The 16,230-nt window shown below is 62.2% G+C and carries 13 protein-coding genes; 11 read left to right on the plus strand and 2 right to left on the minus strand.

Translation table 11 applies throughout. The features are described from left to right. The first annotated feature begins 9 nt into the window (after nucleotides 1-9). The 5 genes from gcvP to AACY42_RS01225 all read left to right on the plus strand — a co-directional run bounded on the left by gcvP (nucleotide 10) and on the right by AACY42_RS01225 (nucleotide 6,777). Entirely contained in the window at nucleotides 10-2,859 is a 2,850-nt protein-coding gene (gene gcvP, locus AACY42_RS01205; protein ID WP_339475492.1) for an aminomethyl-transferring glycine dehydrogenase, read from the plus strand. A gap of 186 nt (nucleotides 2,860-3,045) precedes the next feature. Then, complete coding sequence (locus AACY42_RS01210; protein WP_339475495.1) at nucleotides 3,046-4,422, plus strand: L-serine ammonia-lyase; 1,377 nt, start codon at nucleotides 3,046-3,048, stop codon at nucleotides 4,420-4,422. Nucleotides 4,423-4,461: 39 nt separating this feature from the next. Beyond that, the gene (gene gcvT, locus AACY42_RS01215; protein WP_339475497.1) at nucleotides 4,462-5,586 is read left to right on the plus strand and encodes a glycine cleavage system aminomethyltransferase GcvT; all 1,125 of its coding nucleotides are present in this window, start codon (nucleotides 4,462-4,464) and stop codon (nucleotides 5,584-5,586) included. 394 nt (nucleotides 5,587-5,980) lie between these two features. Continuing rightward, entirely contained in the window at nucleotides 5,981-6,193 is a 213-nt protein-coding gene (locus AACY42_RS01220) for a cold-shock protein (protein WP_166591775.1), read from the plus strand. Between the two features lie 95 nt (nucleotides 6,194-6,288). Continuing rightward, nucleotides 6,289-6,777 (plus strand): RDD family protein, encoded by a 489-nt coding sequence (locus tag AACY42_RS01225; protein WP_339475502.1) that lies wholly within the window; start codon nucleotides 6,289-6,291, stop codon nucleotides 6,775-6,777. A 223-nt stretch (nucleotides 6,778-7,000) separates the two neighbouring features. Here the strand turns inward: AACY42_RS01225 and nadA are convergent, their stop codons facing one another. After that, nucleotides 7,001-8,059 (minus strand): quinolinate synthase NadA, encoded by a 1,059-nt coding sequence (nadA, locus tag AACY42_RS01230; protein ID WP_003205010.1) that lies wholly within the window; start codon nucleotides 8,057-8,059, stop codon nucleotides 7,001-7,003. Nucleotides 8,060-8,375: 316 nt separating this feature from the next. Here nadA and AACY42_RS01235 point away from each other — a divergent pair, with 316 nt between their 5' ends. From AACY42_RS01235 to AACY42_RS01260, 6 genes are all read left to right on the plus strand, one after another. Next, on the plus strand, nucleotides 8,376-10,127 hold the full coding sequence (locus AACY42_RS01235; RefSeq protein ID WP_339475504.1) for a copper resistance system multicopper oxidase: 1,752 nt from the start codon (nucleotides 8,376-8,378) through the stop codon (nucleotides 10,125-10,127). 10 nt (nucleotides 10,128-10,137) lie between these two features. Continuing rightward, entirely contained in the window at nucleotides 10,138-11,040 is a 903-nt protein-coding gene (locus AACY42_RS01240) for a copper resistance protein B (protein WP_339475507.1), read from the plus strand. Between the two features lie 52 nt (nucleotides 11,041-11,092). Continuing rightward, entirely contained in the window at nucleotides 11,093-11,479 is a 387-nt protein-coding gene (copC, locus tag AACY42_RS01245; protein WP_339475508.1) for a copper homeostasis periplasmic binding protein CopC, read from the plus strand. Between the two features lie 4 nt (nucleotides 11,480-11,483). Next, nucleotides 11,484-12,395, plus strand: a complete 912-nt coding sequence (gene copD, locus AACY42_RS01250; protein WP_339475509.1) for a copper homeostasis membrane protein CopD — start codon at nucleotides 11,484-11,486, stop codon at nucleotides 12,393-12,395. Nucleotides 12,396-12,577: 182 nt separating this feature from the next. Continuing rightward, complete coding sequence (locus AACY42_RS01255; RefSeq protein ID WP_339475511.1) at nucleotides 12,578-13,765, plus strand: cyanate transporter; 1,188 nt, start codon at nucleotides 12,578-12,580, stop codon at nucleotides 13,763-13,765. Between the two features lie 129 nt (nucleotides 13,766-13,894). Beyond that, nucleotides 13,895-14,806, plus strand: a complete 912-nt coding sequence (locus AACY42_RS01260; protein WP_339475512.1) for a DMT family transporter — start codon at nucleotides 13,895-13,897, stop codon at nucleotides 14,804-14,806. Nucleotides 14,807-14,812: 6 nt separating this feature from the next. Here AACY42_RS01260 and AACY42_RS01265 read toward each other — a convergent pair whose 3' ends face one another. Beyond that, nucleotides 14,813-16,228 carry an amidase gene (locus AACY42_RS01265; protein WP_339475717.1) on the minus strand — a complete coding sequence of 472 codons (1,416 nt, stop codon included), beginning with the start codon at nucleotides 16,226-16,228 and terminating at the stop codon, nucleotides 14,813-14,815. Nucleotides 16,229-16,230 lie beyond the last annotated feature (2 nt).

Genomic DNA, 16,230 nt, shown 5'->3' on the forward strand with positions numbered 1-16,230 from the left:
GAGCGCCACATGACCGTTAATCTCGGCACTGCCAACGAATTCATTGCCCGCCATATCGGCCCGCGTGCCAGCGACGAGCAAGCCATGCTCGAGCGCCTGGGCTACGACTCCCTGGAGAGCCTGAGCGCCAGCGTCATTCCAGAAAGCATCAAGGGCACCAGCGTGCTGGACATGGGCGACGGCCAGAGCGAAGCCGATGCTCTGGCCTCGATCAAGGCGATCGCCGCCAAGAACCAACTGTTCAAGACCTACATCGGCCAGGGCTACTACAACTGCCATACGCCGGCGCCTATTCTGCGCAACCTGCTGGAAAACCCGGCCTGGTACACCGCCTACACCCCGTATCAACCAGAAATCTCCCAGGGCCGTCTCGAAGCGTTGTTGAACTTCCAGACCTTGATCAGCGACCTCACCGGCCTGCCGATTGCCAACGCGTCCTTGCTCGACGAAGCCACCGCCGCCGCCGAAGCCATGACCTTCTGCAAGCGCCTGAGCAAGAACAAGGGCAGCAACGCGTTCTTCGCCTCCGTACACAGCCACCCGCAGACCCTCGACGTACTGCGCACCCGTGCCGAGCCCCTGGGCATCGACGTCGTGGTAGGCGATGAGCGCGAACTGAGCGACGTCAGCAGCTTCTTCGGCGCGCTGCTGCAATACCCGGCCAGCAACGGTGACCTGTTCGACTACCGCGAACTGACCGAACGCTTCCACACCGCCAATGCCCTGGTGGCGGTTGCCGCGGACCTGCTGGCCCTGACCCTGTTGACCCCGCCAGGTGAATTCGGCGCCGACGTGGCCATCGGCAGTGCCCAGCGCTTCGGCGTACCACTGGGCTTCGGCGGCCCGCACGCGGCGTACTTCTCCACCAAGGATGCCTTCAAGCGCGATATGCCGGGCCGCCTGGTCGGCGTTTCCGTGGACCGTTTCGGCAAGCCGGCCCTGCGCCTGGCGATGCAGACCCGCGAGCAACACATCCGCCGCGAGAAAGCCACGAGCAACATCTGCACCGCCCAGGTGCTGCTGGCCAACATCGCCAGCATGTACGCCGTGTACCACGGTCCCAAGGGCCTGGTACAAATTGCCAATCGCATCCATCACCTGACCGCGATCCTCGCCAAGGGGCTGGGCGCGCTGGGCCTGAGCGTCGAGCAAGAAAGCTTCTTCGACACCCTGACCTTGCACACCGGCGCGCAAACCGCCGCCCTGCACGACAAGGCCCGCGCACAGCGCATCAACCTGCGTGTCGTGGACGCTGAACGCCTGGGCCTGTCCCTGGACGAGACCACCAGCCAGGCTGACGTCGAAGCCCTGTGGAACGTGTTGGCCGACGGCAAGGCGCTGCCGGACTTCGCGGCACTGGCCGCCAGCGTGCAAAGCCATATCCCGGCCGAGCTGGTGCGCCAATCGGCGATCCTCAGCCATCCGGTGTTCAACCGCTACCACTCCGAAACCGAACTGATGCGCTATCTGCGCAAACTCGCCGACAAGGACCTGGCCCTGGATCGCACCATGATCCCGCTGGGCTCCTGCACCATGAAACTCAACGCCGCCAGCGAAATGATCCCGGTGACCTGGGCCGAGTTCGGCGCCCTGCATCCGTTCGCCCCGGTCGAGCAGAGTGCTGGCTACCAGCAACTGACCGATGAGCTGGAGGCCATGCTTTGCGCCGCCACCGGCTATGACGCGGTGTCCCTGCAACCCAACGCCGGTTCCCAGGGTGAATACGCCGGCCTGCTGGCGATCCGCGCCTATCACCAGAGCCGTGGCGACGATCGTCGCGACATCTGCCTGATCCCGTCCTCGGCCCACGGCACCAACCCGGCCACCGCCCACATGGCCGGCATGCGCGTGGTCGTGACCGCCTGCGATGCCCGCGGCAACGTCGACATCGAAGACCTGCGGGCCAAGGCTATCGAGCACCGCGAACACCTCGCCGCGCTGATGATCACCTACCCGTCCACCCACGGTGTGTTCGAAGAAGGCATCCGCGAAATCTGCGGCATCATTCATGACAACGGCGGCCAGGTGTACATCGACGGCGCCAACATGAACGCCATGGTCGGCCTCTGCGCCCCGGGCAAGTTCGGCGGCGACGTGTCGCACCTGAACCTGCACAAAACCTTCTGCATTCCCCACGGCGGTGGCGGCCCGGGCGTCGGCCCGATTGGCGTCAAGTCGCACCTGGCACCGTTCCTGCCGGGCCACGCCAACATGGAACGCAAGGAAGGCGCGGTGTGCGCGGCGCCGTTCGGCAGCGCGAGCATCTTGCCGATCACCTGGATGTACATCGGCATGATGGGCGGAGCCGGCCTCAAGCGCGCCTCGCAACTGGCGATCCTCAACGCCAACTACATCGCCCGTCGCCTGGAAGAGCACTACCCGGTGCTCTACTCCGGCAGCAACGGCCTGGTAGCCCACGAATGCATCCTCGACCTGCGCCCACTCAAGGACAGCAGCGGCATCAGCGTCGATGACGTGGCCAAGCGCCTGATCGATTTCGGCTTCCACGCCCCGACGATGTCGTTCCCGGTGGCCGGCACGTTGATGATCGAGCCGACCGAAAGCGAGTCCAAGGAAGAACTGGACCGCTTCTGCGACGCCATGATCTGCATCCGCGAAGAAATCCGCGCGGTGGAAAACGGCAGCCTGGACAAAGACGACAACCCACTGAAAAACGCCCCCCACACGGCGGCTGAAATCGTCGGCGAGTGGACCCACCCTTACAGCCGCGAACAGGCGGTTTACCCGGTGGCCTCGTTGGTCGAGGGCAAGTACTGGCCGCCCGTGGGCCGGGTCGACAACGTGTTCGGCGACCGCAACCTGATCTGCGCCTGCCCGTCGATCGAAAGCTACGCTTGACCTGAACGGAGGGCGATCTGCCAGCCCTCCGAATCCCCTGTGGGAGCGAGCCTGCTCGCGATAGCGGCGTAACAGCCAATAGAGATGTTGCCTGACACTCCGCTATCGCGAGCAGGCTCGCTCCCACAAGGATCTATGCCCGACTTTAAACCGTCGATCCTCATAAAAAGAAACCGGAGAAACACCATGTCGTTAAGCGTGTTCGACCTGTTCAAGATCGGTATCGGCCCTTCCAGCTCCCATACCGTCGGCCCGATGCGTGCCGCTGCCCGTTTCGCCGAGGGGCTGCGTCGCGATGACTTGCTCAATTGCACCACCAGCGTCAAAGTCGAGCTCTACGGCTCGCTCGGCGCCACCGGCAAGGGTCACGGCAGCGACAAGGCCGTGCTGCTGGGCCTGGAAGGCGAGCATCCCGACACCGTGGACACCGAAACCGTCGACGCCCGCCTGCAAGCGATCCGCAGCAGCGGTCGCCTGAACCTGCTCGGCGAACACTCCATCGAATTCAATGAAAAGCTGCACTTGGCGATGATCCGCAAGCCGCTGGCCTTTCACCCCAACGGCATGATCTTCCGCGCCTTCGATACCGCAGGGCTGCAAGTACGCAGCCGCGAGTACTACTCGATCGGTGGCGGCTTTGTCGTGGATGAAGACGCGGCTGGCGCCGACCGCATCGTCGAAGATGCCACGCCCCTGACCTTCCCGTTCAAGAGTGCCAAGGACCTGCTGGGCCACTGCAGCACTTATGGGCTGTCCATCAGCCAGGTGATGCTGACTAACGAAAGCGCCTGGCGCCCCGAAGCCGAGACCCGCGCCGGCCTGCTGAAAATCTGGCAGGTGATGCAGGATTGCGTGGCGGCGGGCTGTCGCAACGAAGGGATTCTGCCAGGCGGGCTGAAGGTCAAGCGCCGGGCCGCGGCGTTGCACCGCCAGCTGTGCAAGAACCCGGAAGCCGCACTGCGCGACCCGCTGTCGGTGCTGGACTGGGTCAACCTGTATGCCTTGGCGGTCAACGAAGAAAACGCCTATGGCGGGCGCGTCGTCACCGCACCGACCAACGGGGCGGCGGGCATCATCCCGGCCGTGCTGCATTACTACATGCGCTTTATCCCCGGGGCCAGCGAGGATGGCGTGGTGCGGTTCCTGCTGACCGCCGCCGCCATCGGCATCCTGTACAAGGAAAACGCCTCCATCTCCGGCGCCGAAGTCGGTTGCCAGGGTGAAGTGGGCGTGGCCTGCTCCATGGCCGCCGGCGCCCTGTGCGAGGTGCTGGGCGGCAGCGTGCAGCAAGTGGAAAACGCCGCCGAGATCGGCATGGAACACAACCTTGGCCTGACCTGCGACCCGATCGGCGGCCTGGTGCAGGTGCCGTGCATCGAGCGCAACGCCATGGGCTCGGTGAAAGCCATCAACGCGGTGCGCATGGCCATGCGCGGCGACGGGCATCACTTCGTCTCCCTCGACAAAGTCATCCGCACCATGCGCCAGACCGGTGCCGACATGAAAAGCAAATACAAGGAGACCGCCCGCGGCGGTCTGGCGGTCAACATCATCGAATGCTGATGCGCTTGCCTCACTTCTACATTTTTTCCAGGAGCTGATATGTCCACCGAACAACTGCTGAAGACCCCGCTGCACGCGCTGCACCTCGAACTCGGCGCCCGCATGGTGCCGTTCGCCGGCTACGACATGCCGGTGCAATACCCTCTGGGCGTGATGAAGGAACACCAGCACACCCGCGATCAGGCCGGGCTGTTCGACGTGTCCCACATGGGCCAGATCCGCCTGACTGGCGCCGGCGCCGCCAAGGCCCTGGAAACCCTGGTGCCGGTGGACATCATCGACCTGCCGGTGGGCATGCAGCGCTACGCCATGTTCACCAACGACAACGGCGGCATCCTTGACGACTTGATGGTGGCCAACCTGGGCAACGACGAACTGTTCCTGGTGGTCAATGCGGCCTGCAAGGACCAGGACCTGGCCCACCTACGTGCCCACATTGGCGCGCAGTGCAGCATCGAGCCACTGTTCGAAGCCCGAGCCCTGCTTGCCCTGCAGGGGCCAGCTGCCGTCACCGTGCTTGCACGCCTGGCGCCAGACGTGGCGAAAATGACTTTCATGCAGTTCCAGCGCGTCACGCTGCTGGGCGTGGACTGCTTTGTCAGCCGTTCCGGCTACACCGGTGAAGACGGTTTCGAAATCTCGGTACCCGCCGCCGATGCGGAAAAACTGGCCCGCGCCCTGCTGGCCGAGCCGGAAGTCGCGGCCATCGGCCTCGGCGCCCGTGACTCCCTGCGCCTGGAAGCCGGCCTGTGCCTCTACGGCCACGACATGAACACCGAGACCACGCCGGTCGAAGCCAGCCTGCTGTGGGCGATGTCCAAAGTACGTCGTGCCGACGGCACCCGCGCTGGCGGTTTCCCCGGCGCCGAAACCGTGTTCGCCCAACAACAGGGCGGCGTGCGCCGCAAACGTGCCGGCCTGCTGCCCCAGGAACGCACACCGGTGCGCGAAGGCGCAGAGATCGTCAACGAAGCGGGCGTGATTATCGGGACGGTGTGCAGCGGCGGTTTCGGCCCGACCCTGGGCGGTCCGTTGGCGATGGGTTACCTGGACAGCGCCTATGTCGCGCTGGATACGCCAGTCTGGGCCATCGTGCGTGGGAAAAAGGTGCCTTTACTTGTAAGCAAAATGCCATTCGTCCCACAACGCTACTACCGCGGTTGATTGACTGTTTCTATAAGTAACGCGATTGCGTTATACGTGCACTAATGTGTAACGCAACCGCCATAAAAAGGTGCATATCCTTAGACATTCAATGGCGCTTATAACAGTCGTTAACCATTGAACTGGCCTATCGAATAGGCCCCGCCTGGCGATGTATGTAATTGCCTGAAAGCTGAGTAAATACGGGCTTCCCCGGGGGTTGTTTTTTCATTCGTAGTTGGCGTAGAGTTTGGTCACTGTGTTTGCATGGGTCGCTTGGAATCGTGACCTGGGCAGTAGCTTATGAAGTTCGCTACATCCCGTTCGACGTCTCTTACTTTCCTGCAACCCAGCCCCAGTACTCTTTCATGCGAAAGAGGCTGTCATCAATGTTAGCGTCAAAGGAAATAAGAAAATGTCTCAACGTCAGAGCGGTACCGTCAAGTGGTTCAACGACGAGAAGGGGTTTGGTTTTATCACGCCTGAAAGCGGTCCGGACCTGTTCGTGCATTTCCGCGCCATCCAGGGCAACGGCTTCAAGAGCCTGAAAGAAGGCCAGAAAGTCACTTTCGTTGCCGTGCAAGGCCAGAAAGGCATGCAGGCTGACGAGGTTCAAACCGAAGCCTAAGGCTTTCGCACACTAAAAAGGCCCCTGATTGATATCAGGGGCTTTTTTATGGGCGTAAATCCGTAAAATGGCTTCTTTTTTCAGCTGAGGCCGTCATGCCGAAACACCTGCTCACTCCCCAGGGCGACTTTCCTCCCGCCGGCCTGGGCCGTCGCCTGGCAGCGATGTTTTATGACTTCTTGTTGTGCACAGCGCTGCTGATCGTCACCAGCGGTGCCTATAAGATGATCCAGATGGCGATCATCGGCGAAGAAAAAATGCGCGCCCTGAGCGAAGCCGGCGCCCTGGACGGTGACCCGCTGCTGTCCACCGTGCTGCTGTTCGTGCTGTTCGGCTTCTTCGCCAAGTTCTGGACCCACAACGGCCAGACCCTGGGCATGCAAGTGTGGTGCATCCGGGTACAGAACGCCGATGGCACGGCCATCAGCCTATGGCAGGCGCTGTTACGGTTCGTGGTATCGATTGCGTCATTGCTGCTGGTGGGGCTGGGTTTCATCTGGGCGCTGTTCGACAAGCGCAAGCGCAGTTGGCATGACATCTACTCGGATACGCAGTTGGTGCGGATTCCCAAGAAGCCCAAATAAGAACACCACAAGGGCGCTTGCTCCCGCTCGGCTCTGTGGAGCTGTGTAGGAGCTGTCGAGTGAAACGAGGCTGCGATCTTTCCCAGACACTTGAGTCTCAAGCAAAAGATCAAAAGATCGCAGCCTTCGGCAGCTCCTACAGAGCCGAGTGGGAGCAAGCGCCCTGGCCATAAAAAGCTTGATAGGCCTCAAGACCGTTTAAAAGCCTCAAGCCTTCCAACAATCAGGCATTGCCCGCCAGCTTCATCCGCGCCGCCTGGGTGAAGTCCAGCATGCGCTTGAGCGGGCGAATCGCCTGGGGGATCAGCGCCGGGTCGACGAAGATCTCGTTGGCGCCCTCCTGCAAGCTCTTGAGCGTGCGTTCCAGGGTATTCATCGCCATCCACGGGCAGTGCGCGCAACTGCGGCACGCCGCGCCGTTGCCGGCCGTAGGGGCTTCGATGAAGACCTTGTCCGGGCACAACTGCTGCATCTTGTAGAAAATGCCTCGGTCGGTGGCGACGATCAGCGTCTTGTTCGGCAGGGTTTGGGCCGCAGCGATCAACTGGCTGGTGGAGCCAACGGCATCCGCCAGTTCAATCACCGACGTCGGCGACTCCGGGTGCACCAGGATCGCAGCATCCGGGTACAGCGCCTTCATGTCCTCCAACTGCTTGGACTTGAACTCTTCGTGGACGATACAGGCACCGTCCCAGAGCAGCATGTCGGCGCCGGTCTTGCGCTGGATGTAGGTGCCCAGGTGCTTGTCCGGCCCCCAGATGATCGTCTCGCCGTTGTCCATCAGGCTCTCGACGATCTCCAGCGCGCAACTGGATGTCACCACCCAGTCGGCCCTGGCCTTGACCGCCGCCGAGGTGTTGGCATAGACCACCACGGTGCGCTCCGGATGCTGGTCGCAGAACGCCGAGAACTCGTCCACCGGGCAACCCAGGTCCAGGGAGCAAGTGGCTTCCAGAGTGGGCATCAGCACACGTTTTTCGGGGTTGAGGATCTTGGCGGTTTCCCCCATGAACTTGACCCCCGCCACCACCACGGTCTTGGCCGGGTGGGCATTGCCGAAGCGGGCCATTTCCAGGGAGTCGGACACGCAACCACCGGTCTCTTCGGCCAGGGCCTGGATGATCGGGTCGCAGTAGAAGTGCGCGACCAGCACCGCGTCCTGAGCCTTGAGCTCGGCGGCGATGGCGGCGCGGTACCAGGCTTCTTGCTCGGCGGTCAGCGGCTTGGGCTGCTTGGCGTCGAGGTGGGCTTGGACCAGAAGGCGTTCGGAAATTTGCGTCATGTTCGCAAGACCTGCAAGCGCGTTTAGCGCGAAAGTCGAGTATACACCCGGCTCCGGACCACTCGGGTACCGCCGGGAAAGTGGGTATCAATCAGGCACGGGACAGCGTGAAGCCGGCAAGGCTACAGAATATCCCGTCGATGCAAAAGATCATTCTGACCTGTGCCCAACCCTAGAACCGGACGTGCGCCCCAGCGGGAGCAAGCTGACCGAAATGTAATCACCTGCCCCGCTGGCTTATGTCATCTTCTTTTCAAAGCGACACCAGGGAACAGCCCCCGTGTTCGCTGCGAATCGACTGACGGACTTCCATCGTATGCAAACAAAAACTTCCCGGCGAACCTTCGTAAAGGGCCTGACTGCCAGCGGCATCCTCGGCGGCCTGGGCTTGTGGCGCGCACCTGTCTGGGCAGTCACCGGCCCGGGCCAGCCCAACGTCCTGAGCGGCACCGAGTTCGACTTATTCATCGGCGAAAGCCCGGTCAATTTCACCGGCAACCCACGCACCGCCCAGACCATCAACGGCGGCATTCCCGGTCCGCTGCTGCGCTGGCGTGAAGGCGACACCGTGACCCTGCGGGTGCGCAATCGCTTGAGGGACACCACGTCCATCCACTGGCACGGTATCCTGCTGCCAGCCAACATGGACGGCGTTCCGGGGTTGAGTTTCAAGGGCATAGAACCCGACGGCATGTACGTGTATCAGTTCAAAGTCCGGCAGAACGGCACCTACTGGTACCACAGCCATTCCGGTTTCCAGGAACAATCCGGGGTCTACGGCCCGCTGGTGATCGATGCCAAGGAACCGGAGCCCTTCCAGTACGAACGGGACTACGTGGTGATGCTCACCGACTGGACCGATGAAGACCCCGGCGCCGTCATGCGCAAGCTCAAGAAACAGTCGGACTACTACAACTACAACAAACGCACCGTCGGCGACTTCATCGACGATGTGGGCAAGAACGGCTGGGCCAGCACCGTGGCCGACCGCAAGATGTGGGCTGAGATGAAGATGAATCCCACCGACCTGGCCGACGTCAGTGGTGCCACCTACACCTACCTCATGAACGGCCAGGCGCCGGACATGAACTGGACCGGCCTGTTCAAGCCTGGCGAACGTCTTCGCCTGCGCTTCATCAACGGCTCGTCCATGAGCTATTTCGACGTGCGCATTCCCGGCTTGAAGATGACGGTGGTGGCCTCCGACGGCCAATACGTCAAACCGGTGAGTGTCGATGAGTTCCGGATCGCCGTGGCCGAAACCTATGACGTCATCGTCGAGCCGACCCAGGAGGCCTACACCCTGTTCGCCCAGTCCATGGACCGCACCGGCTACGCCCGCGGCACCCTCGCGGCCAGGGCCGGGCTGTCGGCGCCAGTGCCGCCCCTGGACCCGCGGCCATTGGTGACCATGGACGACATGGGCATGGGTGACATGGACCACGGCAGCATGGGGCAAATGAGCGGTATGGACCACGGTTCGATGCAGGGCATGGACGACATGACCGGCATGGATCACGGCGCCATGCAAGGCATGGACGGTATGCTGTCGCCCCCCGACACCGTGAAAGACAACCCCCTGGTGGACATGCAGGCCATGAGCGTCAAGCCCAAACTCGACGACCCGGGCATGGGGCTGCGCGACAACGGCCGCAAAGTGCTGACCTACTCAGACCTGCGCAGCACCTTCCCCGACCCCGACGGCCGCGAGCCAGGCCGTACGCTCGTGCTGCACCTGACCGGGCACATGGAGAAATTCGTCTGGTCGTTCAACGGCGTGAAATTTTCCAACGCGGCGCCGCTGCTGCTCAAGTATGGCGAGCGACTGCGCATCGTGCTGATCAACGACACCATGATGACCCACCCCATCCACCTGCACGGCATGTGGAGCGACCTGGAGGATGAGAACGGTCAATTCATGGTGCGCAAGCACACCCTCGACGTGCCACCGGGCGCCAAGCGCAGCTACCGCGTCACGGCCGATGCCCTCGGACGCTGGGCGTACCACTGTCATCTGCTGTTTCACATGGAGATGGGGATGTTCCGTGAAGTTCGGGTGCAGGAATGAGGAGCCGACCATGACCACTGTTTTTCAATACCCCATGGCACTCATTGCCGGCCTGACCCTCGGTGCCACCCCCTCGGCCTGGGCGGCGGGCAACGACATGCAAGGCATGGATCACAACCAGATGCCCGGGATGGACCATAGCCAGATGCAAGGCATGGATTCGATGCAGGGCATGGAAACCATGCAATCAGCGCCGACCAGCAGCCGCACGCCGATCCCGGAACTGACCGCCGCCGACCGCGCCGCCGTCTACGAGGATCGTGGCGGACACGCGGTGCATGACCGCGCCATCAATTCGTTTTTCCTCATCGACCAGTTGGAGTGGCAGGACGCCGATGACGGCAGCGCCCTGAGCTGGGACGCCTCCGGCTGGATCGGTGGCGACATCGACCGTTTGTGGCTGCGCTCCGAAGGTGAACGCCTCAACGGCAAGACCGAAGAGGCGGAACTTCAAGCCCTATGGGGCCACGCCATCAGTCCTTGGTGGGACGTGGTGGCCGGCGTACGCCAGGACTTCAAGCCGGGCGACCCGCAAACCTGGGCCACCTTCGGCGTGCAAGGCATGGCGCTGTACAACTTCGAAGCCGAAGCCACTGCGTTCATCGGCGAAGGTGGCCAGAGCGCAGCGCGCCTGGAAGGTGACTACGATATCTTGCTGACCAATCGGTTGGTCCTGCAGCCCACCGCCGAGGTCAACTTCTATGGCAAGAACGATCCCACCCGTGGTGTCGGCTCAGGGTTGTCAGACACCGAACTCGGCGTGCGACTGCGTTATGAAATACGCCGCGAATTCGCGCCCTACATTGGCGTCACCTGGAACCGCGTCTACGGCAACACCGCCGATTACGCCCGACAAGAAGGCGAAGACCGCAGCGAAGCGCGCCTGGTGCTGGGCCTGCGCATGTGGTTCTGAGCCGCTGACCTGCCTCACTAAAAACCAAGAACCAAGTTGTAGGAGTCCTTGCATGTCATTCATCAAAACCGCTGTTGTTGCTGTCGCCTTGTCCACCGGCCTGTTGGTCAGTGCCTTGGCCCAGGCTCACCCGAAACTGCTGTCCTCTAGCCCTGCCGAAGGCGCAGACGGCGCGGCACCGGCAAAAATCGAGCTGCATTTTTCCGAAATCCTGATGACCAAGTTCTCCGGCGCCAAGCTGACGATGACCGAGATGCCCGGCATGGCGGCGCATTCGCCCATGCCCATGCCAGCCAAGGTCTCCGGCAGCGATGACCCGAAAACCATGGTCATTATCCCGAACGCCCCCCTCTCCGCCGGTACCTATCAGGTCCAGTGGCGTGCGGTGTCGTCCGACACTCATCCGATCACCGGCAACGTCACGTTCAAGGTGAAGTGAGTTGATGAGCGACTTGATCAACATTGCGCTGCGTTTTGCCCTGTACCTGGATTTGATGTTGCTGTTCGGTCTGGCCGCGTTTGGCCTTTATAGCCTGCGAGGCCAGGAGCGGGCCTCAGGGGTGCAGTTGCCTTTCGTGCCGCTGCTGCTGATCTCGGCGCTGCTGGGCGGGTTGCTCTCTCTGGCCGCCATGGCCTGCATGGCCTGGGCCATGAGCGGCGTTTCGGAGTGGAGCGAGCTGTGGCCGCACATAGAAATGCTGGTAGTGCAGACCGATGTCGGCCTGACGTGGACGCTGCGCATGGCCGCGCTGTTGCTGGCCGGTTTCGCCGTGACGCTCAATCAGCGTTGGCCGACCGCCAGCCTAAGCCTGGTCACACTGGGCGGGGCCGTGGCGCTGGCGACGCTGGCCTGGGCAGGCCACGGCGCCATGGACGAAGGCTCCCGTCGTAACTGGCACTTCATCACCGACTTCCTGCACCTGTGGGCGGCGGGTGGCTGGGTCGGGGCATTGGCCGCGTTTGCCCTGCTGCTTCGCCAGGCCGAACCTCAGTTGGCGATACTGGTCCGGACATTGACCGGGTTTGAAACCGCCGGGGCGATGATCGTGGTGCTGATCAGCGTGACGGGGGTGGTCAATTATCTGTTCATCGTCGGCCCGAGCGTCGCGCAATTGCTCGACAGCACCTACGGCCAGTTGCTGGCGCTCAAGCTCGTCTTGTTCGCGGCCATGCTGGTGTTCGCCGCGTTGAACCGTTTTCATCTGAGTCCACTCCTGGAAAATGCCCGGCAGAGCGGCGAGCACGGGGTCGCGGTGAATGCCCTGCGGCGCAGCATAGTCCTGGAGTTCTCTGTGGCGGTGATCATCCTGGGGGGGGTGGCTTGGCTGGGGACCTTGAGCCCTGGAATGGAGTAGTCGGGGGCACGCTGGCCCCCTTATAACGCCCAACTGAATCCGTAGCGAGGGAACTGGCTCCCACGCCACAAAGATCAACCGGGCTCGGCATTTAATTATTCAATAAGCACCGCCAGTTTTCAGTTTGCCCAAAACACCGTACCGACGCATAAATGATGCTTTGTTTTAGCCAAGGCTCTGTTATGGAAAACGTTCGAACCTCAAGCACCCATGCCGTCTGGTTAATGGTCAGCATCGTGTTGGTGGCGCTGAACCTGCGGCCCTCGATGGCCGCCGTCGGACCGCTGTTATCCGCCATTCGCGGCGAGATCCCCCTGAGTTTCAGCACCGCCTCGCTGCTGACCATGTTGCCGGTCATGGCGATGGGCTTGGCGATGTTCCTGGGCATGCGCATCGCCCTGCGCATCGGGGAGCACCGCACCATCGTGCTGTCGCTGTTGATCATTGGTATTGCCACCGCGTCGCGCTTGTACCTGGACAGCGCCGCCGAGCTGATCATCAGCGCGGTGTTGGCCGGGCTCGGCATTGCGCTCATCCAGGCGGTGATGCCGGCGCTGATCAAGTCGCGCTACGCCGACAACGTCTCACTGTTCATGGGCCTGTATGTCACGTCGATCATGGGCGGGGCGGCGATTGCCGCGTCGTTTTCGCCGTTTGTCCTGTCGCAGACCGGCAGCTGGCGCATCGGCCTGGCCATCTGGGCACTGCTAGCGTTGGTCGCCCTGGGTTGCTGGTACGCCCAGCGCGCAGCCGTGACACCGCTGCCTGAAACCCCTGTCCAGCAGCAAGAGTCATTCTTCAGCAATTCCCGAGCTTGGTTACTGGCGATTTTCTTCGGCCTGGGCACCGCCTCCTACACCTGTGTATTGGCCTGGCTGGCCCCGTACTACGTGGAGAAGGGTTGGAGTGAACAACACGCGGGCCTGCTGTTGGGGTTCCTCACGGCCATGGAAGTGCTGTCCGGCCTCGTCACCCCGGCGATTGCCAACCGCAGCCAGGACAAGCGCGTGGTGCTCGCCGTGTTACTGGTCCTGATCATAAGCGGCTTCTGTGGCCTGATCCTCAGTCCGGAACGCTTCAGCCTGTTGTGGCCTTGCCTGTTGGGTCTGGGCATCGGCGGCCTGTTTCCAATGAGTTTGATCGTGTCCCTCGACCACTTGGACAACCCACGACGGGCCGGCGGCCTGACCGCGTTCGTGCAAGGCATCGGCTACCTGATCGCTGGGCTCTCGCCATTGATTGCCGGGATGATTCGCGATCAGTTGGGCAGCTTCGAATGGGCCTGGTGGTCGCTCACGGCCGTCATGGCGCTGATGCTCCTGATGGTCCTGCGCTTCAATCCCAAGCAATACGCGCGGCACATCAGTTAGTCGACGAAGACCAGCCACTCGTGCCCGGGGCTGCATTGGATGCAGCCCCGGTTTTGACAATTCACCCATGACGGCAGACCGTTTTGTCCATCATGACGTTCCGATCCGCAATACAGGAATAAGACCTTGATGAAAAACGTCGGCTTTGCTGCCGCTCACTGGGGCATGCTTATTTGGGCGATGCTGATCGCCTCGTCATTCTTTGCCGCGGCCCAGGTTAGCCAGACGATCGACCCGATCTTGCTCACAGGCCTGCGGCTGCTGTTTTCCGCACTGATGTTCCTGCCGCTACTGCTCCTGAAAAATACCTCGCCCATTTCCGTCAGGGGCCTGCTGGCCCATGCCGTGCTCGGCCTGCTGTTGGCAACTTATTTTGGTTCGTTGTTCGAAGCGCTGCGCTATACCTCAGCGGTCAACACCGCGACGTTGTACACGCTGGTGCCCTTGATGACCTTGTTTTTCGAGGTATTCCTGCTGCCCAGTCCCAGCCTCAAGACCCGCCTGCTCCCCATGTTGGTGGCGGCAGCCGGTGCAGTGTTGCTGACACTCAAGGGCTCGGCCCCGGGACAGATGCCGGCGCTCTATCCGGTGCTGGTGTTCGGTGCCGGTTGCCTGGCGATGGCGTTGTATTCGCCGCTGAGTCAACGCTTCAAGGCGACCGCGTTGCGAGGCCGCGATCCGGTGGCGATGACGTTCTGGAACATGCTGTTCGGTTCGCTGTTTTTGCTGGTGTTCTGCCTGGTCAGCGGTGGGTGGCGCAGCGGCCTGCAACTGTCAACGCTGGACATCGGCTGGCTGGTGTACCTGGCCTTGTTCGGGACCCTCGCCACGTTCTGGCTGCTGCACCGGGCCATCGGGGTGATCTCGCCCTCCACGGTGATTTCCTACGTCTACCTCAACACGTTGTTCGTCACCCTATTGAATTGGTTCTGGCTCAGGCAGCAACCGATGATGATCGAGATCATCGGCGCCGCGCTGGTGGGGGGCGGCATGCTGGCACTGGTGGTCAGCAGCCGTAACGCCAGAACCGTTACGGCTTGAGCCCCCTCAGTACGTCGATGCCGGGCGAGGCGAAACCGGGCTCCAACGCTCCAGCTCCCGTTCAAGGAAAGCCGCTACCGCCAACAACCGTTCCTCTTGCCAGTGAGGCCCGACAATCTGAATGCCGATGGGCATCCCGGTGGACGGGTCGACGCCGGCGCGGATTACCACCGCGGGTGAGCCGCTGAGACTGAACGGGAACACGAAGGCATACTGATCGCGGTCCTCCAGGGACTCCCCGTGGTGGAACGCGACATCCGGAAAGACCGGACAGATAAACAAATCGTGCTGTTTGAAGAACTTCGCCAACTGATAGCGGAAGGTATCGATCATGATCCAGTCGCGCTTGACTTCATCCACACTCAATTCCACGGCTTCACTCATGTCCAGCAACTGAGCGATAGCCGGGGTAAAGCTGCGTTTGTTCATGGATTCGAACAAACGCCGCCAGCCACGTCCGGCATCGGCGCCCGTGATGAACACCCGCCACAGCACATCGCAGGCTTCGTCGAGCATCGGCGGCGCGACCTCGCTCACCTGCGACACCACAGGGCTCAGGCACCGTTCGACCTGCTGCAGCACATGGTTCACCGCAGCGCTGACAGGGGTTCGGTTCGACGCCGAAAACAGCGCGATACGCAGGTCGGCCAGGGGCTCGCTGGCGGCGAACGGCACATCGACGGTGTCCGGATCATGGCCGTCGGCACCACTGATCAGCGGACCGAGCAGCGCCAGGTCATCGACATAGCGCCCCATCACGCCAAAAGCCGAGGTCATATGAAACAGTCCGGAACGGTCATTGGGAAACTGGCCGGTCAGCGGCACCCGTCCCTGGGTCAGTTTCAGGCCGCAGATACCATTGAAGTGCGCCGGAATCCGCACACTGCCGCAGGCATCGGACGCCAGCCCCGCTGGCGAGCACCCGGCGGCGATGGCGGCCGCCTCCCCACCACTGCTGCCTCCCGCCGAGCGGAGCGGATCGTGGGGGTTGAGGGTGCGCCCGTAGATCAGGTTCTCGGTCTCAAAGGCCATGCACAGCTCCGGCACATTGCTGATGCCCAGAATGATCGCGCCGGCTTGCCGAAGTCGGGCGACAGTCGTCGCGTCCTCCTGGCTGACACCACCCATCAGCTCCTCCACGCCGCGGGACATTTTGAATCCGCGAACATGGAGGACGTCCTTGATCGTGATGGGAATGCCATGCAGCGGACCGCTGATCTGACCGATGCGCGCCATCTCGTCAGCCTCACGGGCCTGGCGCCGCAGTTCCTCGACCGGCGTCAGTTGGATCAATGCATTGATCTGCTGGTTACGCTCGGCGATGCGCTGCAGGTAGAACTCCAGCAACGTCACGCTGGTCAGCACGCCCCGGCGCAACAGACCGGCCATTTCCCGCAAAGTCAGCGTGTCGGGGTTGAACATAC

Source organism: Pseudomonas sp. RL_5y_Pfl2_73 (assembly GCF_963970515.1).
GTDB lineage: Bacteria > Pseudomonadota > Gammaproteobacteria > Pseudomonadales > Pseudomonadaceae > Aquipseudomonas.

Coding starts and splice junctions, on each gene's coding strand:
- gcvP (WP_339475492.1), top strand. CDS start 10: ATGACCGTTAATCTCGGCACTGCCAACGAATTCATTGCCCGCCATATC.
- AACY42_RS01210 (WP_339475495.1), top strand. CDS start 3,046: ATGTCGTTAAGCGTGTTCGACCTGTTCAAGATCGGTATCGGCCCTTCC.
- gcvT (WP_339475497.1), top strand. CDS start 4,462: ATGTCCACCGAACAACTGCTGAAGACCCCGCTGCACGCGCTGCACCTC.
- AACY42_RS01220 (WP_166591775.1), top strand. CDS start 5,981: ATGTCTCAACGTCAGAGCGGTACCGTCAAGTGGTTCAACGACGAGAAG.
- AACY42_RS01225 (WP_339475502.1), top strand. CDS start 6,289: ATGCCGAAACACCTGCTCACTCCCCAGGGCGACTTTCCTCCCGCCGGC.
- nadA (WP_003205010.1), bottom strand. CDS start 8,059: ATGACGCAAATTTCCGAACGCCTTCTGGTCCAAGCCCACCTCGACGCC.
- AACY42_RS01235 (WP_339475504.1), top strand. CDS start 8,376: ATGCAAACAAAAACTTCCCGGCGAACCTTCGTAAAGGGCCTGACTGCC.
- AACY42_RS01240 (WP_339475507.1), top strand. CDS start 10,138: ATGACCACTGTTTTTCAATACCCCATGGCACTCATTGCCGGCCTGACC.
- copC (WP_339475508.1), top strand. CDS start 11,093: ATGTCATTCATCAAAACCGCTGTTGTTGCTGTCGCCTTGTCCACCGGC.
- copD (WP_339475509.1), top strand. CDS start 11,484: ATGAGCGACTTGATCAACATTGCGCTGCGTTTTGCCCTGTACCTGGAT.
- AACY42_RS01255 (WP_339475511.1), top strand. CDS start 12,578: ATGGAAAACGTTCGAACCTCAAGCACCCATGCCGTCTGGTTAATGGTC.
- AACY42_RS01260 (WP_339475512.1), top strand. CDS start 13,895: ATGAAAAACGTCGGCTTTGCTGCCGCTCACTGGGGCATGCTTATTTGG.
- AACY42_RS01265 (WP_339475717.1), bottom strand. CDS start 16,228: ATGTTCAACCCCGACACGCTGACTTTGCGGGAAATGGCCGGTCTGTTG.